Genomic DNA, 20,587 nt, shown 5'->3' with positions numbered 1-20,587 from the left:
CCCTTCATGAGTCACCGGGCCAGTCGTCCAGCGTGTCGACGTACAGCTGTCGCACCTCGGCCACCCGCGCTTCGAGGTCGTCGGCGGTCCAGTCCTCGGTCGGGATCGGCGGCAGAACGGCGATGTCGACGGTGCCTTCGTTCATGAACGTCGCCCCCCGCCACATCAGCTCGCCGGCGTTGCGGATCACGATCGGCACGACGGGTACGCCGGCCTGCATCGCGATGTGGAACGCGCCCTTCTTGAACCGGCCGAGCACCGGCGTCGGCAGCCGGGTGCCCTCAGGGAAGATCATCACCGAGGTACCGCCGCGCAGCTTGTCGACGACGCCATCAAGGGTCGCCTTGGCGCTGTTGACGTTGCCGCGGTCGATGAACGCCGGGTCCATGAACAGCGTCATCATCAGCATCCGCGGGTCGTACTTCGCCTCCTTCTTGGCGACGCCGGTGACGTCGTGCTCGAGCAGGGCGCCGACGACGACCGGGTCCAGCGAGCTCTGGTGGTTGCCGATGAACACCGCCGGCCGGGCCGCGTCGATGTGCTCGCGGCCGACCACGTTGAGCTTGACCCCGCCCAGGCTCAGCGCGGTCCTGGTGGCCAGCTCGATGCCCTTGTTGATGCCGGCCTTCCGGTCCTGCTTGATCACGCCGTACGCGACGCCCGCGGCCAGCCCGGCGTTCAGGCCGGCGAGCGCGGCGCCGGTACGCACCACCGAGCGCAGCCCGGCGGTCCGTGGCTCGCGGAGCATCACCACCGGCCAGCCGTACTGCTCGGCGGCCGCGCGCAGGAGCGGGTGCGGGTTGAGGGCGTGTGGGTGGCCGACGCTGCTGAGGAACGCGATGTCCTCGTGGCCGTTGGCGTACGCCGTACTGGCGGGCAGGTCGATGCCGTGCTCCTTGCCGAACGCGCGCACCGCCTTCGCCTTCCGGTCGCCCCACAGCATGCCCTCGACCGCGCGGCCGGTGAGGATGCCGTCCTCGACCTCGAGCTCGGTACACAGCAGGTGGCTGATGCCGAGGTCGCGGGCGACCGGCTCGATCTGCGGCCGGGTTGCGGCCGAGGCCACCGCGACGGTGTGCCCCTTGCGGAGGTGGGCGCGGACGATGGCCCGGGCCTCGGGCCGGATCGTGGACGCAATCTTCTGGTGGAACAGCCGCTCGGCGATCTCGTTCAGCTCGTCCTCGGAGTGGCCGCGCAGGCTGGCGAAGCCGACCTCGCCAACTGACTGCGGGTTGCCGCCGAGCACGGTGCCGTCGACCGCGGCCAGCAGCACCCGGGCGAACTCGCCGGGGCCGACCTCACCGCGGCGCAGCCGGTCGGAGGCGAAGGTGCCGGCGGTGTAGCCCTGCACCAGCGTGCCGTCGAGGTCAAAAAATGCGCCGTACTCGGGGCCGCTCGGGCTGTTCTCGATCGCGGCCAGGACCTCGGCGACCGGGGTCGAGCCTGGGGAGGTCATGCCTGCCGGTCCTGGGCCCGGGCCATCTCGGCCAGCCGGTCGAGCCGGCGTACCACCGCGCGGACCTCGTCGAGGTAGTCCTCGCGCCGCTTGCCGAGCTCGGGCTCATCGGACTCGACCAGGCCGCGGTGCCGGGCCAGCGCCAGCGCCGGCTTGAACAGCTCCAGCGACAGCGACTCCTCGCTCGCCAGCCGCCGCTGCAGCGCCCACTGCCGGCCGACTCGCAGGCACTCGTCGAGGAACCGGGTGTCGTCGAACTCCTCGTCCTCGTCCCAGGCCGCCAGCCGGTCGGCGACCAGGTGGTAGGCGTCGAGGTACGGCCGGAGCACCAGGTGGGCCAGATGCGGGCGGCCGATCTCGAGCCAGCGGGCGGCGTCCTTGGCGGAGAACGGGGTGATCATGTCGCTGACGCGCTCCGGGTCGATGATCGCGAGCTCGCCGGCCAGGTCGAGGGCGAACTGCCCGCGCGGCGCGAAGAAGAAGTCGAACTTCAGCAGCTCGCGGAGTGCCAGTGCCTCCGCGGTCGCGATCTCGAGCGGGTTGTCGCCGCCTTCGAGCACCTTCACCAGGGCCAGCTCGCCGATGGCCCGGTTGAGCAGCATATGGACGGCGGTGTTGCGGTAGAACGCGGCGACCAGATGCTTCTGGGGGCCGATGCCCCAGACGGTCTCGGTGCCGCCGTCGAAGCTGGTGAGGACGCCGGAGCTGCCCAGGTCCTGGAGCGTACGGCGTACCGTGGCGCGGTCGGTCAGGTTGGCCGCGCCGGCCACCGCCCAGTTGCGCTGCTCGACGTACCGGGCCAGTGGCGCCACCGTGGCCATCACCTCGCCGAGGGTCAGCGACCGGTCGGCGGCGAGCATCGCCACGCACACCAGCGCGGTGGCGGTCACCGGCGTCGCCTCGTTGATCCGGTGCGAGGCGTCCAGCGCGATCCGCTCGACGGCGTGCTGCCCCTCCGGCTCCTCGGCACGCAGCTCCGCGAGCCGCTCGCGCAGGTTGATCGGCTCGCCGAAGTCGAGGTAGGCGCGGCCGAGCCGCTCCTGCTGGGAGCGGGCGAAGTTGACCAGCCAGCGGAGGTCCTCGGGCCGCTTGTTGCCGCCGCGCGCCTCGGACGTCATCAGGCTGACCTCGTGCAGCTGCTCGTAGACGATCGAGACCGGGATGATCACGGCCTCGCTGTCGTTGGTCGCCTCCAGGCCGTCGATGACGTAGCGCAGGATGCCGTACGTCGGCGGCCGGAGCTTGCCGGTGCGGGTGCGGCCGCCCTCGATAGACCAGCAGAGGTTCTGCTGGTTGCGGACCATCTGGCCGATGTAGGAGCGCAGCGTGAGCCGGTAGACCGGGAGGTCGCGGATGTTGCGTCGGATGTAGACGATCCCCGCTCGCCGCGCGAGCTGGTTGACCGGGAAGAAGTTGAGGTTGGCGCCGCCCATTGTGAACGGCGCCGAGAGGCCGTGCTGCTCGACGGCGACCGGGACCGCGATCCCGTCGAGGTAGGAGCGGTGCGAGAAGAGGAACAGCAGCGAGTGCCGGCGGTCGAGCTTGCGCAGCCGGCGCATCTTCTCCTCGTCGACGAGGAGGTCGTGGGCGCGGTACATCCAGTTGGTCATCCGTGACCATGCGTCACTGGACCGGCCGCCGTGGATCGCACCCATCTCGCGGAGGTACGCCGCCGCATCGACTCGCACCTCGTGGGGGCTGCGGCCGATCTCCTCTGCGAGGGTGCGCAGCTTGTGGTCGAACTCGTCGTCGCTCAGCAGCTGGGCGACCTCGGGCGGGTCCGCCGACAGCGCGGTGGTCGGCTCGCTGACTACGCCGAACCGTTGCAACGGCTTGCGAGCGCCGACCCTGTCCAGGGAGTTGATCAGCGTCGAGCGTCCTGGGAACTCAGGTACCAAGGTGACCTCCCTCGTGGCGCCAGGACGCCCCAGTCTTCATGTGGTGCCGGATGAGCGTCAAGGAATCCGTCCCGGGCCTCAGACCAACTTGACCTGGTCGCCCGGACGGACGACGCCGCCGGTGACCACCCGGGCGTTGAAGCCGCGCAGCCGCAGCTGCTTGCCGACCTCCGAGTTGACGAAGCCGAGCGCGTCGTCGCCGAACCGGGCACGGAACTTCGCGCACCCGTTGTGCGGCTTGTCGGTCACCTCGATGATCGCCGTGTCGCCGAGCGCGAGCCGGCTGCCGCTCGGCAGGTTGTCGTGGGAGATGTCGAGGTCGAGGTACAGCTGGTCGCCTGCAAGCGCCTGCTCGGTCTCGGTCGGCGCCAGGAACCGGACCATCCGCGCGCTCATCACGTTGAGCTGCGCCTTGAGGTGGCGGCCCTCGGCGATGGCGTGGGAAGTCGCCCGGTCCAGCCAGTTGTCGCCGACCATCCCGCCCGCCTCGTCGAGCGTGCCCTCATCGAGGATGTCCCGCTCGCCCTCCGCCGGACGGCGTACGACGAGGTGGAGGGTGCCCACGTCCTTCGGCGCCGCCCGCAGCTCGTCCAGATATCCCTCGATCTCCGCCGTCGTCCGGTGCCCCATGCTGTTCAGTCTGGCACGCAGATGGAGGCGCCTCCCGCCGGTTGAGGAGGTTGCGCAGCAACCGTCTCGAAACCAAGGGCAGCAGGGGTGGTGGTTTCGAGACGGTCGCAGAGCGACCTCCTCAACCACCGGACCCGTCGAGACCACCGAGAATCCGCTCGCAGAAGTCGAGGAACGTGGCGAGCTCGGTGGGGGTGAGGGCGGAGAACCACTCGGCCACGGCGGCCTCGTCGGCGTCGTCGCGGCCCAGCCAGTAGGCGTTGCTGGCCTCGGTCACCGCGAGCCGCTTGCGGCGGCGGTCGCCGGGGTCGGCCTCGACCCGGAGGAAGCCCTTGCGCTCGAGCGGGGCGACAAGCTGGGCGACGTTCTGGTGGCTGGTGCGCAGCGCGGCCGCCGCCTCGGTCACCGTCGGCCGGTCGAGCGCGATCACCACGGTGAGCAGCGCGGCCTGCTTGGTGGTGAGGCCGTCGGCCCGCAGCCGCTCGTCCATCAGGTAGTGCAGCCGCTCGCCGAGCAGCACCGCCGCCCGGAACGCCCGCACCGCCGGCACCAGCGACGAGCCGGGCCCGAGATCGAAGATCTGCTTGTCCTCACCTGACATGCGCAATATATTACCTAATATCGAGACCGAGTGGAGGTGTGGCCCGTGATCTGCCTGTTGCCGAGCTGTGCGTACCTGTCCGAGACCTCGCGAATGCTGGAGATCCACAGCGCCTTGAGCAGGCTCGGCGTACCGGTCCGGGTCGCCACCCACGGCGGCACCCACGAGCCGCTGCTGGCCGCGGCCGGTGTGGAGTACGACGTGATCGGGCCGCCGATGGACGCCGAGCGGAGCGCCCGGCTGGTGCGGGAGGCGATCGGCGCCGGCCCGGTCGGCCAGAGCATGTACGCCGACGACGAGTTGCTGGCCTACGTGCGGGCGGAGGCGGCGTACTTCCGCGAGCACGACGTGCGTGTCGCGGTCACCGGCTTCACGCTCACCGCGCTGCTGTCGACCCGGCTGGCCGGCATCCCGCTGGTGACCGAGTACGCCGGCAGCTTCGTGCCGCCGGTGTTCGAGCGTGGCCTGCTTCCGGGTGGGCTGCGTGGCCGGGTGGCCGGCGCGCTGCTGCCCCGGCTGCGGCACTACTGCTCCGGCTTCAACCGGGTGGCCGCGGAGCTCGGCGTCGAGCCGGTGCCCAGTCTGCCGGCGCTGCTGCTGGGGGATCTGACGCTGGTGCCGGAGGTGCCCGAGGTGCTCGGCATCTCGCGGGCTGACCTGGAGGCTTGGAGGCCGCGCGGCCGCGGCTACCGCGCCGGCACCCGGCTGCGCTACAGCGGACCGCTCTTCGCCCATCTGGAGGTGCCGGTGCCGGACCGGGCCGCCGAGTTCCTCGCCGGCCCCGGCCCGGTCGTGTACGTCGCCCTCACCTCGACCCGCGCCGCGCTGGTTCGCGAGACGGTCGCGGCCGCGGCGGCGACCGGTGCCCGGGTGCTGGTGGCGGGCACCGTTCACGACGTCGCCGACCTGGAGTCCGACCGGGTGCTGGTGGCGGGGGTGCTGCCCAGCCACGAGGTGATGCCGCAGGTCGACCTGGCCGTGGTGACCGGCGGCCAGGGCAGCGTGCAGACCGCGATGGCGGCGGGGACGCCGGTGCTCGGCGTACCCCTCCAGCTCGAGCAGCAGCTCAACCTCGCCCTGCTGTCCCGGCTCGGCGCGGCCCGCGCGGTGCCACCCAGCCGCGTCGGCCGCCGGCTGACCCGGCTCGCCGACGCGATGCTGACCGACGACCGCTACCGCGGCGCGGCCCGCGACATCAAACAGCTGTACGACGCCGTCGACGGCCCCACGCTCGCCGCCGAGGCGATCGCCGAGCTCGCCCACGAAGCCCAGACCACTCAGGAGGCGTGATGGTGAAGGCAGCGGTCGGCTCGCTGGTGTGGTTCGTGCTGGCGCCGGTGATGGTGGCCGGCGTGGTGCCGTGGTGGATCACGCGGTGGGACGGCTCGGCGCCCGGCGTGGTCGTGCGCGACGTGGTCGGCGGAGTGCTGGTGGTCGCGGGCGCGCTGGTCGTCACGGTCTGCTTCGTGCAGTTCGCCGTACAGGGCAGGGGCACGCCGATGCCGGCCGCGCCGACCGAGTCGCTGGTCGTCTCCGGCATCTACCGCTACGTCCGCAACCCGATGTACGTCGGCGTGGGCGCCGTCATCGCGGGCCAGGCGCTGGCCTTCCAGAGCTGGGGCTGTACGGCGTGGCTCGGCGTGGTCGCCCTCGCGTTCGCGGCGTTCGTGCACGGCTACGAGCAGCCCACGCTGAGCCGCGAGTACGGCGCGGCCTACGAGCGCTACCGGCGCGAGGTGCCGGGCTGGTGGCCGAGGCTCACGCCGTACCGCGGCTGACTTGAACCCTGCCGCTTGACTGGCTGCCATGATCCGAACTGCCACCGTCAGCATCCTTGCCATTGCCGCAACCGCCGTGACCAGCGCGGCGTACGCCGAGACCATTGACGGCACCGCGAGCGGCGACATTCTCACCGGCACGTCCCAGGCGGACAAGATCTACGGCAAGGGTGGCGGCGACCACCTGTCCGGCCGCGGGGGCAACGACCTCATCAACGGCGGTGCAGGCGGTGACAGCCTCTTCGGTCATGCGGGCGCGGATCGGCTGGTCGGCGCGGACGGCTCCGACGCCTTGAACGGCAACCGCGGGGCCGATCTGCTGCTGCCTGGCAGGGGCGCCGACTCCGTGTTCGGCAGCAGTGGCAACGACGTCATCCGGATCACCCGCGACGGCAAGGCCGACGAGATCAACTGCGGCGCGGGCCACGACACGGTCCGGATCCGATTCGGCCACGACGCCGGCGAGGCCTTCATCGGCTGCGAGCGGATCATCGTCACCAGCCACTAGTGATCCTGCTCGCCCTCGGCCTCGACGCTGAGCGTCATCCGCTTGAGCAGCTGGTTGAGGGCGATCTGCTCCTTCTTCGACAGCACGTTGACGACCTGGTCCTCGGCGTCACCGCGGATCGCCATCGCCTGCCGCCAGATGTCGGCGCCGGCATCGGTGATCTCGACCTCGACCCGACGCCGGTCGGTCTTGCCGACGGTGCGACCGACGTAGCCGGCCTTCTCGAGGGTATCGAGGCGCCCAGTCATGCCCGCGGGGGAGACGCCGAGATCGGTGGCCAGGTCGGTCGGTGAGGCGTGCCCGGGGGTGTCCCGGATCATCAACGTGTGCAGGGTGTCGTACTCGAACGCCTGCAGGCCCACCTGGGCGACGGCGCGCTGCTTCGCCTCCCGGAAGTGGCGCACCAGATGCTGCATCCGGACCACCGCGCCCTCGACCTCGTCGTCGAAGTCCACGTCGATCCAGTGATCCCGCCAGCGGGCGACGTGCCGGTCGGCGTCGTCCTCGCCGTCCCGGTCGCTTGCCTTGGCCATGGCCCCAGGCTAGCAGTTAATTCGTTGACGAATAGTTCGCTAGCGAAGTAACGTCCGAGCCATGACCACCACACCTGCCGCTCCCGCTCGGTCCGGTAGTGCCCGCGAGGCGCTCGAGCACCCGGCGTACCGCTGGCTGCTCGCCGGCGGCACCATCACCAACCTCGGCAACGCCATCGCGCCGGTCGCCCTGGCCTTCGCCGTCCTGGACCTCGGCGGCTCGGCGACCGAGCTCGGCGGGGTGATCGCGCTGTACGCGCTGGCCGACGTGGTGACCGTGCTGTACGGCGGGGTGCTCGGCGACCGGCTCTCGCGGCGGCTGATGATGGTTGGTACGGCGCGGCTCGCGGCGCTGTCGCAGATCCTGGTCGCGGTGGCGATGATCGCCGGCTGGGCGTCGATCCCGCTGCTGGCCGCCTTCGGTGTGGTCAACGGGTGCCTCGGCGCGCTCGGCAACCCAAGCTCGCAGGCGATGACCCGGCTGACCATTCCGCCGCACTGCCTGGCGTCGGCCGTCGCGCTGCGGCGTACCGCTCAGAACGCGGCGCTGATCGTCGGCTTCGCCGCGGCCGGGCTGCTGGTCGCTGCGGTCGGACCGGGCTGGGCGATCGCGATCGACGGGCTGTCGTTCGCGGCCGCCTCCATCTGCTTCGCGCAGATGAAGGTGCCCGAGGTGCCCGTCGAGCGGACCGAGTCGATGCTCTCCGACCTGCGCGCCGGGCTCCGCGAGGTGCTGAGCCGGACCTGGCTGTGGGCGCTGATCGCGCAGGCGCTGGTCTACCACCTGTTCTACGGCGGCGCGCAGGGCGTGCTGGGCCCGATCGTGGTCGAGGACACCCTCGGCCGCGCGGCGTGGGGCTGGGCGATGGCGATGCTGATGGCCGGCTTCGTGGTTGGCGGGCTGCTGACCCTGCGCTGGCGCCCGCGTCACCCGCTCGCGATCGGCACCTGGCTGCTCGCGCTGACCGCCGCCTTCCCGTTCGCGATCGCGGTGAGCGACCAGCTCTGGGTGGTGCTGCTCGGCGCCTTCCTGCACGGCTTCGGCCTGGAGATCTTCAGCGTCGGCTGGGACCTGTCGATCCAGCAGCAGATCCCGGAGGACAAGCTGGCCCGGGTCTACGCCTTCGACCAGGTCGGCTCCTTCGTCGCCCGCCCGCTGGGACTGGCGCTGACCGGCCCGCTCGCCCAGCTGACCGGCCTGCGCACCTGGCTGCTCGTCGTCACCGCCGTGATCGTGGCCAGCGTGGTCGTCGCCGCCCTGCTCCCCGACGTACGCCGCCTCGAACGCGCCTAGGTCAGCGCTCGATGATCACGACTTCGCAGTTCTTGAGTGCGCCGCGGCGGCCGCGGGCCTGCAAGCCGCCGCCGACGGGCAGGGGCAACCAACTCTACGAAGTTGGCCGGTAAGTCCACCGAACGATGGTTGGGCCAGTCTGCGCCCGTTTCTGGAAGTGATCGCCACACAACTGGAGTGGCACACACGTAGTGGAGAGGGTGGGCGTTCGGTCCGGAACCGACGTAAGAAGTCTTGGAAAGGTTAAACCCGTCCCACGAAGGAGACGGGCGGTGTGTTTCAAGTGTGTCACCGCAACTTGCCACAGGCAAGTTTAGAAAACATCAGAAAGCCGCCATACCTATGGCGATAGAACGGCGATAGAACCTGTGACCGCTGCTGCGACCCGTGCTGGAACTACCACGGCGCCGGCTTCTGCAGGTTTCCGATGGTCGTCGGAAGTTGGGCTGCATAGTAGTCAGTGTCGACCAGTTGAGCCCACCAGTGCCCGCCGACTCCGTCGGCCGGGTCGCCGGCCAGTCCACCGGCCGGGTACCGCTTGGTGGGGTTGACGGTCCCGACAGGTACCCGCAATCGAGCCTGCTCTACGGGGAAGGCCAGGTCGCTGTCGTTGCTGATCACGACCGCAGCGTCGACGTTGTTCTGGAGTACGTCTAGGAGCAGGTGGGCGGCGACGTTGACGTCGCTGCCCTTCTCCTCACGGCGTGCCACCGACACCATGAAGGTCGCGTCAGGAACGTCCGCACCGATCCCGTCCTGGATCACCACTGGCCACGCCGGTCGGGTGAGGATCGGCTTAGCCCTCTTGTTTGCGACGGCAAGTGGGGCTGTGGCGACACGGCTGACGTAGGTGCCCAGCGAGATCTCGTCCGCAGTTCCCGAGGCCTTCAGCGCCCGTAGGTACACGTCCTGTTCGCGCGGTCCGGCTGCAGTCGGGTTGCTGGCGTCTGCCTTGATCCGGGCGGTGCAATAGACCACGCGGATCGAAGCAGGACTCCAGGGCGAGTGCGCTCCGATGACGTTGGCGCTGAGCGCGCGAAGGTCGAGCCATCGCCATCCGGCCGTGCTTCGCCCGCAGATGTGCCGGGCGCCGTAGTAGAGGTTGAAACCGTCGATGTAGACCCCCACCCGCATGCCGGCCAACCCTAGCGGCCGGTGCCGCCGGCTGGGTAAAGGTGCGTGCACGTCGTCGTAGCCACTCTCTCATCCGGTGGTCGGTCTCTGGGGACGGCTGGTCGGTCAGTCGGCCCGGCTGTATACCGATTAGGACGCGGTAGCCGCACGCTGCGATGGCATGAAATGTCGAGTGGGCGCCGGTTCCGCGGAACCGGCGCCCATTCGGTGTCGCTGCGAGCGGTCAGCGCTCGATGACGATGACTTCGCAGTTCTTGACGGTGTCGCGGCGGTCGCGGCTTCCCTTGTAGGTCACGACGTCCCGACCCGGGCCGCAGTTGATGATGTCGGCGTTGCCGTCGCGCTCGGTGGTGAAGGTGTCGTTCCCTTTGCCGCCGTAGGCCTTGTCCTTGCCGTTGCCGACGCCCAGGTGGTCGTTGCCGGGCCCGCCCTCGAGGTGGTCGGTGTCCTCAGGGCCGCCGAACTCCTGCTCCCAGTCCTGGAGCTCGTCGTTGCCGGGACCGCCGAACACCTGGTCACCGCCGTTCTCGCCGAGCAGGAGGTCATTGCCGTTCCCGCCGCGGACCACGTCCTTACCGCCCCGGGCTGCGATGAAGTCGTTGCCGGCGAAGCCGTTGATCGTGTCGGCCAGGGGAGTGCCGTTCAGGTTGTCGGCGCCGGGAGTGCCGTTGATGGTGTCGGCGTACGCCGAGGTGGTGACGAGTGCGACGGCTCCGAGGGTGACGCCGGTGGTGGTCAGGATCCGCTTGAACATGGTGCTTCCTCCGCTAGGTCTGCTGGGGCTGTTGGCCCGGTTACATGCTGTCGACGCGAAAACCGCAGGCAGGGTTGCATCGACAAGACCGAGGAGTTGCGCGGGCTGCTGGTGATACGCCGTGCAAGATCCCGGGCCGTGTGAGCGGGGCCGTCGTTGAAAGATCTTGCAAGTCTTGCACCCGTCTTGCAACGACCCTAGGGTGACCGCGATCACACTCTCCATCACCCCCGGGATGAACCGTGTCGATATCTCGCCGCACCTCACTGGCCACCATCACCGCCCTCCTCGCCGGCCTGCTGACCGTCGCCGGCCTCGCCGGCCCGGCCGGCGCCGACCACACACCGGAGCCAACCTCGGTCACCCTGGTCGGCAGCCTGCAGACCGAGCTCGGCTGCGCTGAGGACTGGGCGCCACCGTGTGCGGAGACCCGGCTCACCCAGCAGCCGGACGGCACCTGGGCCGGCACGTTCGCCGTACCGGCTGGCAGCCACGAGCTCAAGGTGGCGCTCAACGGCACTTGGGACGAGTCGTACGGCGCGGACGGCGGCAGCGCCAACATCCCGCTCGTGCTGAAGGCAGCCGCCGAGCTGACCTTCGGTTACGACCACGCCAGCCATCGGGTCTCGATCGCGCCCGCGGAGCTGCCGCCGGGCGAGGTCACACCCGCCGACGAGGCGCTGGCGACGACCAGCCTGCGCGAGCCGCTCACCAAGGAGCGGTTCTACTTCGTGATGGCCGACCGGTTCGCCAACGGCAACCCGGCGAACGACGAGGGCGGCCTCACCGGTGACCGGCTGGCGACCGGCCTCGACCCGACCGACAAGGGCTTCTACCACGGTGGCGACATCGCCGGGATCACCGAGAAGCTCGACTACATCGAGGACCTCGGCACCACCGCGATCTGGCTGACCCCGAGCTTCAAGAACCGCCCGGTCCAGGGTTCCGGGGCGGACGCGTCGGCCGGCTACCACGGCTACTGGGTCACCGATTTCACCACGATCGACCCGCACCTCGGCACCAACGCCGAGCTCAAGACCCTCGTCGACCGGGCCCACGACCGCGGCATCAAGGTCTTCTTCGACATCATCACCAACCACACCGCCGACGTGATCGACTATCAGGAGGGGCGGTACTCCTACGTCGACAAGGCGACCTCGCCGTACGTCGACGCCGACGGCACGCCGTTCGACGACCGGGAGTACGCCGGCACCGACGACTTCCCCCAGCTCGACAACGAGTCGTTCCCCTACACGCCGGTGTTCAAGAGCCCGGCCGACGAGACCGTGAAGGTGCCGGCCTGGCTCAACGACCCGACCAACTACCACAACCGCGGCGACTCGACCTTCGCCGGCGAGTCCTCGACGTACGGCGACTTCGTCGGCCTCGACGACCTGTTCACCGAGCAGCCCGACGTCGTGGACGGGATGACCGAGATCTACAAGCAGTGGGTCGACTTCGGCATCGACGGCTTCCGGATCGACACGGTCAAGCACGTGAACATGGAGTTCTGGCAGAAGTTCGCGCCCGCGATCCGCGACCACGCCGGCCAGGCCGGCAACGACGACTTCTTCGCGTTCGGCGAGGTCTTCGACTCCAGCCCGGCCGCGATGTCGGCGTTCAGCACCGAGGGCCGGCTCGACGCGACTCTCGACTTCGGGTTCCAGAACGCCGGCACCGCCTTCGCCAAGGGCACGGGCACGACCAAGATCCGTGACTTCTTTGCGGCCGACGACTACTACACCGACGCCGACTCCAACGCCTACGCGCTGCCGACCTTCCTCGGCAACCACGACATGGGCCGGATCGGCAACTTCCTCGACCAGGACGCCGACGGCGACGATCTGCTGGGCCGCGACCGGCTCGCGCACGCGCTGATGTACCTCACCCGCGGCCAGCCGGTCGTCTACTACGGCGACGAGCAGGGCTTCACCGGCGACGGCGGCGACAAGGATGCGCGGCAGGACATGTTCGCGAGCCGGGTGCCGTCGTACAACGACGACGACCTGATCGGCACCGACTCCACGACGGCTCAGCCCAACTACGACCAGGACCACCCGCTCTACCGCGAGATCGCCGCGCTCGCCGGGCTGCGCGAGGCGCACCCGGCCCTGGCCGACGGTGCCCAGCTGCATCGGTACGCGAGCAACAGCGCCGGCGTGTACGCCGTCAGCCGGATCCGGGCCGGCGACAACCGCGAGTACGTCGTGGCGCTCAACAACGCCGCGACGGCGAAGACGGTGACCATCGAGACGCTGACCGACCGCGAGTCGTTCCGGCAGATCTGGCCCGGCACCCGGTCGACGGTGCGGACCGACGCCGAGGGCCGGATGACGCTGACCGTGCCGCCGCTGTCCGCGGCGGTCTATCGCGCCGAGACCCCGCTCGACCGCCGCCAGCACGCCCCGGCGGTGATCTTCGAGACCCCAAGCGCCGGCGGGACCGTCGGCGGCCGGGCCGAGGTCGGCGTCGGGGTGCCGGACGGCGGCTTCAACCAGGTCACCCTGGCCTGGCGCCCGGTCGGGGCCACCGACTGGACCCGGCTCGGCACCGACGACAACGCGCCGTACCGGGTCTTCCACGACGTCCGGGGGCTGGCCAAGGGGACCATGCTGGAGTACCGAGCGGTCCTCCGCGACCACAGCGGCAACCACTCGGTGAGCTCGACGTACGCCGTCGTCGGCGACCCGAAGCCCAGCGAGCCTGGCGGCCCGGGTGGCCCGGTCACCCAGCCGGCCGAGGTGTCGGTGCCGGGGTCGACCAACTCCGAGCTCGGCTGCCCGGGCGACTGGCAGCCCGACTGTGACCAGGCCCAGCTGACGCTGGACCCCAACGACCTGGTCTGGAAGAAGACGGCCACCCTGCCCGCGGGCCAGTACGAGTACAAGGCCGCCATCGAGCGCAGCTGGGACGAGAACTACGGCGCCGGCGGCGTCCAGAACGGCCCGAACATCCCGCTGAACCTGCCCGCAGAGCAGAGTGTGAGCTTCTACTACGACCACGGCACCCATTGGGCGACCACCGACGCCGAGGGGCCGATCGTGACCGCGCCCGGGAGCTTCCAGAGCGAGCTGGGCTGCTCGGCCGACTGGGCGCCGGACTGTATGCGCTCGTGGCTGCAGGACCCGGACGGCGACGGCGTCTACCGGCTGGTGACCTCGGCGATCCCGGGCGGCTCCTACGCCGCCAAGGTCACCCACGGCCTGAGCTGGGAGGAGAACTACGGCGCGGGCGGGGCTCCCGATGGCGCGGACATTCCGTTCGACGTACAGGCCGGCGCCGAGGTCGTCTTCAGCTATGACCTGGCCAGCCACGTGCTGACCATCAGCACCCGCGCGGCCGGTGCCGCGCCGGACCTGACCAAGGCGAAGGCGCAGTGGCTCGGCCGCGGGCTGCTGGCCTGGGACGTCCCGGACGCCGACACCCGGCGCTACCGGCTCTACTCGGCGCCCGACGGCGGGCTCGAGGTCGACGCCGAGGCGATCGTGGGCGGTACTTCGGTCCCGTTGACCCACGACCCGGCCGGGTTGCCGGCGGCGGTGCTTGCCAAGTTCCCGCACTTGGCCGACTACGAGGCGTTCCGGCTCCGCAGCAGCGACCTCGGGCGGGTGCCCGAGCTGCTGAAGGGCCAGCTGGCGGTGGCGTCGTTCGCCCGGTCGGGCGCGCTGTTCGACGCGACCGGGGTGCAGATCCCCGGCGTGCTCGACGACGTGTACGCCGATGCGGCCGACCGCGACTTCGGGGTCACCTGGCGCGACGGCAAGCCGTCGCTCGCGCTGTGGGCGCCCACGGCGCAGGACGTCGACCTGGTGCTCTGGCGGGGTGCGACGCCGACCAAGGTGCCGATGCGGCGGCAGGCCGACGGCAGCTGGACGGTGACCGGCGAGCGGTCGTGGCGGGGCGCGACGTACGCCTTCGACGTGCTGGTCTGGGCGCCAGCCGCGGGCGAGGTGGTCCGGAACCGGGTCACCGATCCCTACTCGGTCGCGCTGACCACCAACTCCCAGCGGTCGGTGATCGCCGACCTGGCCGACAGGACGCTGGCACCGGCGGGGTGGTCGTCGCTGCGACCGCCGCGGGTGGCCAATCCCGAGGACCGAAGCGTCTATGAGCTTCATGTCCGCGACTTCTCGATCGGTGACCAGACGGTGCCCGCGGCGGATCGCGGCGGCTATCAGGCGTTCACGCACCGCGACAGCGCGGGCATGCGGCACCTGCGCCGGCTCGCTGACGCCGGCCTGAACACCGTGCACCTGCTGCCGGCGTTCGACATCGCGACGGTCGAGGAGCGGCGGTCGGCGCAGGCGACACCCGCCTGTGACCTGGCGTCGTACCCGGCCGACTCGACCGAGCAGCAGGCCTGCGTGGACGCGGTCCGCGGCCAGGACGGCTTCAACTGGGGCTACGACCCGCTCCACTACACGGCGCCGGAGGGCTCCTACGCGACCGATCCGGAGGGGACCCGCCGTACGGTCGAGTTCCGGCGGATGGTGCAGGGCCTGAACGGCGCCGGGCTGCAGGTGGTCATGGACGTGGTCTACAACCACACCGCTGCGTCGGGCCAGGACGCCAAGTCGGTCCTCGACAGGATCGTCCCCGGCTACTACCACCGGCTCTCGGCGACCGGCGCCCAGGAGACGTCGACGTGCTGCGCGAACACCGCGTCCGAGCACGCGATGATGGAGAAGCTGATGATCGACTCGGTGCTCACCTGGGCGCGTGAGTACAAGGTCAACGGCTTCCGGTTCGACCTGATGGGCCACCACTCGAAGCAGAACATGCTCAACCTGCGCGCGGCGCTGGACCGGCTCACGCTGCAGCGCGACGGCGTCGACGGCAAGGCGATCTACCTGTACGGCGAGGGCTGGAACTTCGGCGAGGTGGCCGATGACGCCCGGTTCGAGCAGGCCACCCAGCTCAACCTCGGCGGCACCGGCATCGGCTCGTTCACCGACCGGCAGCGCGACGCCGTCCGCGGCGGCGGGCCGTTCGACGAGAACCCGCGCATCCAGGGCTTCGGCTCGGGCCTCGCCACCGACCCGAACGGCGACCCGGTCAACGGCACGCCGGACGAGCAGGCGGCCCGGCTCCGGCACGCGACCGACCTGGTCAAGCTCGGCCTCGCCGGCAACCTGGCCGACTTCCGCTTCCGCGACTCGACGGGGGCGACGGTCGTCGGCAGCGAGGTCGACTACAACGGCCAGCCGGCCGGGTACGCCGACGACCCGAGCGAGACCGTCACCTACGTCGACGCGCACGACAACGAGACGCTCTTCGACGCGCTCGCCTACAAGCTCCCGCAGTCGACGTCGATGGCCGACCGGGTCCGGATGAACACGCTGTCGCTGTCCACGGTCGCGCTGTCGCAGGGCGTGGTGTTCTGGCACGCCGGCAGCGACCTGCTGCGCTCGAAGTCGCTGGACCGCAACTCCTACGACTCCGGCGACTGGTTCAACCGGGTGGACTGGTCCCGGCAGCAGCACACCTTCGGCTCCGGCCTGCCGCTCGCCGCCGACAACAGCGCCAAGTGGGACTTCATGCGGCCGCTGCTCGGCGACCCTTCGCTCAAGCCCGGACCAGCCGACATGGACGCCGCCCACGCCGGGGCCCAGGACCTGCTGCGGATCCGGCAGTCCATGCCGCTGTTCCGGCTCGGCTCACTGGCGGCGATCCAGGCCAAGGTGTCGTTCCTGGACGCCGGACCCGGGGTGATCGCGATGCTGATCGACGACACCGCGGGGCCGGACGCGGACGCCGACCGGGACGGCGTACTCGTCGTCTTCAACGCCAGCCCCGACGCGACGACGGTGAGTGGCGCCGGCGATGGCTGGGCGCTGCATCCCGTCCAGGCCGGCGGCTCGGACGAGGTGGTCAAGGGCTCCACCGTGGGCGACGGCCGCGTCACGGTGCCGGCGCGGACGACAGCGGTGTTCACCCGCTGACGCCGCCTTGTAACGCGGAGTTACGCGCAGTGGTATGGCGTAATTACGCGCTGGAAGTGTGCGTAACTCCGCGTTACAAGACCGGCTAAGCCCAGCGCTGGGAGGCCGGGGTGAAGTCGAGTTGGCGGTCGCCGGTGTAGATCTGCTTGGGCCGGGCGATCTTCTGCTCCTTGTCCTGGACCAGCTCCAGCCACTGGGCCAGCCAGCCGGGGGTGCGGCCGATCGCGAAGAGCACGGTGAACATCTCCGGCGGGAACTGGAACGCCTCGTAGATCAGGCCGGAGTAGAAGTCGACGTTGGGGTAGAGCTTGCGGCTGACGAAGTAGTCGTCCTCCAGCGCGATCTTCTCCAGCTCCTGGGCGATCTTCAGCAGCGGGTTGACGCCGGTCACCTCGAACACGTCGTCGCACGCCTTCTTGATGATCGTGGCGCGCGGGTCGTAGTTCTTGTAGACGCGGTGGCCGAAGCCCATCAGCCGCTCGTTGCCGGCCTTCACGCCTTCGATGAACGCGGGGATGTTCTCCATCGTGCCGATCCGGCGCAGCATCCGCAGCACCGCCTCGTTCGCGCCGCCGTGCAGCGGGCCGTAGAGGGCGCCGACGCCCGCGGAGACCGCGGAGTACGGGTCGACCTGCGAGGAGCCGACCGAGCGGACGGCGTTGGTCGAGCAGTTCTGCTCGTGATCGGCGTGCAGGATGAACAGCACGTCGAGCGCCTTGACCAGCCGCGGGTCCGCCTCGAACTTCTGCTCGCTCATCTTGAACAGCATCGACAGGAAGTTCGCGGTGTAGCCGAGCTCGTTGTCCGGATAGACGTACGGCTTGCCCTGCGCGTGCCGGAACGACCAGGCGCCCAGCGTCGGCATCTTCGCGATCATCCGCACGATCTGCATGTGGCGGTTGTCGGCGTCGCCGATGTTGCGGGCGTCGGGGTAGAACGTCGACAGCGCCCCGACCGAGGCCATCAGCATGCCCATCGGGTGCGCGTCGTACCGGAAGCCCTGCATGAACGTCTTGACGTTCTCGTGGACGAAGGTGTGGTACGTGATCTCGTGCACCCAGGCGTCGTACTCCTGCTTGGTCGGCAGTGCGCCATGGATCAGCAGGTAGGCGACCTCGAGGAAGCTCGACTTCTCGGCGAGCTGCTCGATCGGGTAGCCCCGGTACTCCAGGATCCCCTTCTCGCCGTCGATGAAGGTCACCGCGCTGCGACACGAGGCGGTGTTGACGAATCCCGGATCGTAAACAGCAAGGCCCGGTTCGTCCTCTCCGGCCTTGATCTTGCCCAGGTCGGCCGCCCTGATGGTGCCGTCGACGATGGGCACGTCGTACTCCTGGCCGGTGCGGTTGTCGCGGACGGTCAGGGACGCGGCCTCGTGGGCTGCGCCGGCGTCTGCGGTTGTGGCATCGGTGGCCGCTACGTCGGTCACGTCGGCTCCTCGTTCAGTCAGTGGGTTCCACCCCAAACTAGTCGGGCGTCCCAGCAGAACGGAACCCGGCCCATAAACGGTCCGTCGGTAAAGACGCAGCGCGTACCAGATGCACTCAAGATCGGGACCGAAGCTAGTTAGCGGAGCCATTCGTTCATCGGCTTCGTCGTCGAGGATGTAGAAGCTCTCGACCTCGCCCGGACTTGAGTGTCGCCCGTGTCCGGACCCCTCGGAACGATCGGAGCTGGGCTACGAGATTGACTACCTCGCACGGGCCGAGGAAGTCGTTGGCGATCAAGTCGCCGCCGCCATCCGCGCAGACATCCTGTCTAAAGTGCATGTTATCCTTCGTTTTATGAAGGTCCCGGCTCCAATTCTCCTCCCTCTCATGCGGTCGAGGGCGCAGGGAGACGTGCTGGCCTGGATCTTCCTGCACCCCGACGCCGAGCACAGCATCGCCGAGATCGCCAGGCGGGTCGGCGTTTCGGAGATCACTGCACTGCGTGAGGTGGATCGGCTGGCCGAGGCGGACCTGGTCACCGAGAGTCGTCAAGGTCGGTCGCGGCTGGTGCGCCCGAACGACCGCAACCCGGCCACGAGGCCGCTGACCGAGCTCCTGGCCGTGACGTTCGGCCCGATCCCAGTGCTCCGACAGGAGCTCGCCGCGATCGATGGCATCGACCTCGCCTATATCTACGGATCGTGGGCTGAGCGGTACGACGGCACGCCAGGAAGAACACCCGGTGACATCGACGTACTCGTCATCGGCGGCGCCGACGAGGACGACCTCGACCGGGCGGCGTCGCGTGCGGCCAAGCGAGTTGGGCGCGAGGTAAACATTCAGCGGGTGCGGCCGGAGCGCTGGCGCACCGACACCGATTCAGGGTTCCTCCAGACCGTCCGCAACAGACCCAAGGTCACCTTGATCGGAGAGGGCGCCAGTGCCTAGTGACGACGGAGACATCACCAAGCCCGGTCGTTGGCCCCAAGGCGCCGACGTCATCGAGGAGATGATCGCCGACGGGATTCTGGACCGCGGTGTCTTTGCCAACCCCGCCGACATCGAGGCCATGCTCGACGACGCCGAGACTCACCTCGACAGTGCATCGGCGCTTCGGGACTCCGACCCGCGCGCGGCCTACTCGGTGATGTACTCCGGCGCCCGCAAGGCGCTCAACGCCGCGTTGCTCAAACAAGGACTGCGCGTCAAGGGTGGCGAGGGTGGTCACAAGCACCTGTACGAGGCGGTGAGGGCGCAGTTGGGTACGACGGCGTCGCGGATCGTTGAGCCGGTCGATCGGATGCGTCGTAAGCGCAACCAGGCCGACTATGACGCTGGCAGCCTCATCGAGGCAGCCGACATTGACGAGGACCTGCCCAAGGCGCGCGTCATCGTCACCAAGGTGCGGACCTGGTCGCGGCGCCTCGGGCGGTTCTGAGCGGCGTCGTACCACCGTTTTGACCGGTACGACGCACCCCGCGTAATCTTGACCGTCGCGACTCCTGCCGCGCCGTACACGCATGTCGTGCGGTGCAGACCCGGACGAGATTGAGCCGGGCAGTGTTCGTCAGAAGCCGCCGCACCACCACTCGGCCGGGACCACCGGCGGAGTCCTACGAACGAGAAGGTAGATCAGCCGTGCGTACGTACAGCCCCAAGCCCGGTGATATTCAGCGCGAGTGGCACGTCATCGACGCCACCGACGTGGTCCTGGGCCGCCTCGCCGTCCAGACGGCCAACCTGCTGCGTGGCAAGCACAAGCCGACGTTCGCCCCCCACATGGACATGGGCGACTTCGTGATCATCGTGAACGCCGAGAAGGTTGCGCTGTCGGGCACCAAGAAGACCACCAAGATGGCTTACCGGCACTCGGGTTACCCGGGTGGCCTCAGCGCCACGCCGATCGGCGAGATCCTTGAGAAGGATGCCCGCAAGGCCGTCGAGAAGGCGGTCTGGGGAATGCTGCCGAAGAACAAGCTCGGCCGCCAGATCATCAAGAAGCTCAAGGTCTACTCCGGCCCTGACCACCCGCACGCGGCTCAGAAGGCCGTTCCGTTCGAGATCACCCAGATCTCCCAGTAACCGAGAGTCTGAGAGAGAAGCATCGTGGCTGACACCACCGAGACTGTGACCGAGACCGACGCGGCCGAGGAGACCTTCCAGGTCGACGAGTCGGGCGTCGCCTACAGCTCCGAGAGCGCGCCGTCCGCCGACGCGCCGCAGCGCCCCGCGACCATCGCACCGGCCGCCGCTACCGGCCGCCGCAAGGAGGCCGTGGCCCGGGTTCGCCTGATCCCCGGCACCGGCGAGTGGACCGTCAACGGTCGCCCGCTGGACTCCTACTTCCCCAACAAGCTGCACCAGCAGGTCGTCAACGAGCCGTTCGCGGCGCTCCAGCTGGAGGGCCGCTTCGACGTCATCGCCCGCATCTCCGGCGGCGGCATCACCGGCCAGGCCGGCGCGCTGCGCCTGGGCGTGGCTCGCTGCCTGAACGCGGTCGACACCGAGGCCAACCGCCCGTCGCTTAAGAAGGCCGGGCTGCTCACGCGCGACGCCCGTGTCATCGAGCGCAAGAAGGCCGGTCTCAAGAAGGCCCGCAAGGCGCCTCAGTTCTCGAAGCGTTAATCGC

At 69.6% G+C, this 20,587-nt stretch carries 17 protein-coding genes; 9 read left to right on the top strand and 8 right to left on the bottom strand.

The window, feature by feature from the left end; all coding sequences use genetic code 11:
• Nucleotides 1-4 precede the first annotated feature (4 nt).
• From DDV73_RS14970 to DDV73_RS28240, 4 genes are all read right to left on the bottom strand, one after another.
• Nucleotides 5-1,456: an HAD-IB family hydrolase gene (locus DDV73_RS14970; RefSeq protein WP_109508060.1), complete on the bottom strand. Its 1,452-nt coding sequence runs from the start codon at nt 1,454-1,456 to the stop codon at nt 5-7.
• Nucleotides 1,453-3,354, bottom strand: a complete 1,902-nt coding sequence (locus tag DDV73_RS14965; RefSeq protein ID WP_206050888.1) for a lysophospholipid acyltransferase — start codon at nt 3,352-3,354, stop codon at nt 1,453-1,455. Before DDV73_RS14965 ends, DDV73_RS14970 begins: the two co-directional genes overlap by 4 nt.
• Nucleotides 3,355-3,432: 78 nt before the next feature.
• On the bottom strand, nt 3,433-3,984 hold the full coding sequence (locus tag DDV73_RS14960; RefSeq protein ID WP_109508059.1) for an MOSC domain-containing protein: 552 nt from the start codon (nt 3,982-3,984) through the stop codon (nt 3,433-3,435).
• 121 nt (nt 3,985-4,105) lie between these two features.
• Nucleotides 4,106-4,585, bottom strand: coding sequence for a MarR family winged helix-turn-helix transcriptional regulator (locus DDV73_RS28240; protein ID WP_161962412.1), 480 nt, complete (start codon nt 4,583-4,585; stop codon nt 4,106-4,108).
• A gap of 45 nt (nt 4,586-4,630) precedes the next feature.
• Between DDV73_RS28240 and DDV73_RS28235 the strand changes: the two genes are divergently transcribed.
• Genes DDV73_RS28235 through DDV73_RS14940 form a run of 3 tightly spaced genes read left to right on the top strand, consistent with a single transcriptional unit; the run spans nt 4,631 to nt 6,871 of the window.
• Nucleotides 4,631-5,875 (top strand): glycosyltransferase, encoded by a 1,245-nt coding sequence (locus tag DDV73_RS28235; RefSeq protein ID WP_161962411.1) that lies wholly within the window; start codon nt 4,631-4,633, stop codon nt 5,873-5,875.
• Nucleotides 5,875-6,363 carry a methyltransferase family protein gene (locus DDV73_RS14945; RefSeq protein ID WP_109508056.1) on the top strand — a complete coding sequence of 163 codons (489 nt, stop codon included), beginning with the start codon at nt 5,875-5,877 and terminating at the stop codon, nt 6,361-6,363. Before DDV73_RS28235 ends, DDV73_RS14945 begins: the two co-directional genes overlap by 1 nt.
• Before the next feature lie 28 nt (nt 6,364-6,391).
• On the top strand, nt 6,392-6,871 hold the full coding sequence (locus tag DDV73_RS14940; RefSeq protein WP_109508055.1) for a calcium-binding protein: 480 nt from the start codon (nt 6,392-6,394) through the stop codon (nt 6,869-6,871).
• On the opposite strand, the gene DDV73_RS14935 is transcribed toward DDV73_RS14940, so the two are convergent.
• Entirely contained in the window at nt 6,868-7,404 is a 537-nt protein-coding gene (locus tag DDV73_RS14935) for a MarR family winged helix-turn-helix transcriptional regulator (protein WP_109508054.1), read from the bottom strand. The genes DDV73_RS14940 and DDV73_RS14935 overlap by 4 nt on opposite strands.
• A 61-nt stretch (nt 7,405-7,465) precedes the next feature.
• Between DDV73_RS14935 and DDV73_RS14930 the strand changes: the two genes are divergently transcribed.
• Complete coding sequence (locus tag DDV73_RS14930) at nt 7,466-8,698, top strand: MFS transporter (protein WP_109508053.1); 1,233 nt, start codon at nt 7,466-7,468, stop codon at nt 8,696-8,698.
• Nucleotides 8,699-9,094: 396 nt separating this feature from the next.
• Here DDV73_RS14930 and DDV73_RS14925 read toward each other — a convergent pair whose 3' ends face one another.
• Together DDV73_RS14925 and DDV73_RS14920 are read right to left on the bottom strand one after the other, a co-directional pair.
• Entirely contained in the window at nt 9,095-9,832 is a 738-nt protein-coding gene (locus tag DDV73_RS14925) for an NYN domain-containing protein (RefSeq protein ID WP_109508052.1), read from the bottom strand.
• A gap of 223 nt (nt 9,833-10,055) precedes the next feature.
• A complete protein-coding gene (locus DDV73_RS14920; RefSeq protein ID WP_161962409.1) occupies nt 10,056-10,586 on the bottom strand; it encodes a calcium-binding protein in 531 nt (176 codons plus the stop codon).
• Nucleotides 10,587-10,828: 242 nt separating this feature from the next.
• Between DDV73_RS14920 and pulA the strand changes: the two genes are divergently transcribed.
• Nucleotides 10,829-16,528: a pullulanase-type alpha-1,6-glucosidase gene (pulA, locus tag DDV73_RS14915; protein WP_109508050.1), complete on the top strand. Its 5,700-nt coding sequence runs from the start codon at nt 10,829-10,831 to the stop codon at nt 16,526-16,528.
• 85 nt (nt 16,529-16,613) lie between these two features.
• On the opposite strand, the gene DDV73_RS14910 is transcribed toward pulA, so the two are convergent.
• Nucleotides 16,614-17,891 carry a citrate synthase gene (locus DDV73_RS14910; RefSeq protein ID WP_206050896.1) on the bottom strand — a complete coding sequence of 426 codons (1,278 nt, stop codon included), beginning with the start codon at nt 17,889-17,891 and terminating at the stop codon, nt 16,614-16,616.
• Between the two features lie 454 nt (nt 17,892-18,345).
• On the opposite strand from DDV73_RS14910, the gene DDV73_RS14905 reads away from it, so the two are divergent.
• From DDV73_RS14905 to rpsI, 4 genes are all read left to right on the top strand, one after another.
• The gene (locus DDV73_RS14905) at nt 18,346-18,906 is read left to right on the top strand and encodes an ArsR family transcriptional regulator (RefSeq protein WP_240617296.1); all 561 of its coding nucleotides are present in this window, start codon (nt 18,346-18,348) and stop codon (nt 18,904-18,906) included.
• Nucleotides 18,899-19,396 carry a hypothetical protein gene (locus tag DDV73_RS14900; RefSeq protein WP_109508047.1) on the top strand — a complete coding sequence of 166 codons (498 nt, stop codon included), beginning with the start codon at nt 18,899-18,901 and terminating at the stop codon, nt 19,394-19,396. The genes DDV73_RS14905 and DDV73_RS14900 overlap by 8 nt, the downstream gene beginning before the upstream one ends.
• 200 nt (nt 19,397-19,596) lie before the next feature.
• On the top strand, nt 19,597-20,040 hold the full coding sequence (gene rplM, locus DDV73_RS14895) for a 50S ribosomal protein L13 (RefSeq protein WP_109508046.1): 444 nt from the start codon (nt 19,597-19,599) through the stop codon (nt 20,038-20,040).
• A gap of 24 nt (nt 20,041-20,064) precedes the next feature.
• A complete protein-coding gene (gene rpsI / locus DDV73_RS14890) occupies nt 20,065-20,583 on the top strand; it encodes a 30S ribosomal protein S9 (RefSeq protein ID WP_420818479.1) in 519 nt (172 codons plus the stop codon).
• Nucleotides 20,584-20,587: the final 4 nt, after the last annotated feature.

The sequence above is a fragment of the Nocardioides speluncae genome (assembly GCF_003121585.1).
GTDB classification, from domain to species: domain Bacteria; phylum Actinomycetota; class Actinomycetes; order Propionibacteriales; family Nocardioidaceae; genus Nocardioides; species Nocardioides speluncae.
Note: the sequence above shows the minus strand (reverse complement) of the source record. Positions and strands in the feature narration are given on the sequence as shown.

Bases quoted from the DNA above. Each gene is read 5' to 3' on its own strand.
- DDV73_RS14945 (WP_109508056.1), top strand. From the start codon at position 5,875: ATGGTGAAGGCAGCGGTCGGCTCGCTGGTGTGGTTCGTGCTGGCGCCG.
- DDV73_RS14960 (WP_109508059.1), bottom strand. From the start codon at position 3,984: ATGGGGCACCGGACGACGGCGGAGATCGAGGGATATCTGGACGAGCTG.
- DDV73_RS14920 (WP_161962409.1), bottom strand. From the start codon at position 10,586: ATGTTCAAGCGGATCCTGACCACCACCGGCGTCACCCTCGGAGCCGTC.
- DDV73_RS14970 (WP_109508060.1), bottom strand. From the start codon at position 1,456: ATGACCTCCCCAGGCTCGACCCCGGTCGCCGAGGTCCTGGCCGCGATC.
- DDV73_RS14935 (WP_109508054.1), bottom strand. From the start codon at position 7,404: ATGGCCAAGGCAAGCGACCGGGACGGCGAGGACGACGCCGACCGGCAC.
- DDV73_RS14925 (WP_109508052.1), bottom strand. From the start codon at position 9,832: ATGCGGGTGGGGGTCTACATCGACGGTTTCAACCTCTACTACGGCGCC.
- DDV73_RS14905 (WP_240617296.1), top strand. From the start codon at position 18,346: ATGCGGTCGAGGGCGCAGGGAGACGTGCTGGCCTGGATCTTCCTGCAC.
- DDV73_RS14930 (WP_109508053.1), top strand. From the start codon at position 7,466: ATGACCACCACACCTGCCGCTCCCGCTCGGTCCGGTAGTGCCCGCGAG.
- DDV73_RS28240 (WP_161962412.1), bottom strand. From the start codon at position 4,585: ATGTCAGGTGAGGACAAGCAGATCTTCGATCTCGGGCCCGGCTCGTCG.
- DDV73_RS14940 (WP_109508055.1), top strand. From the start codon at position 6,392: ATGATCCGAACTGCCACCGTCAGCATCCTTGCCATTGCCGCAACCGCC.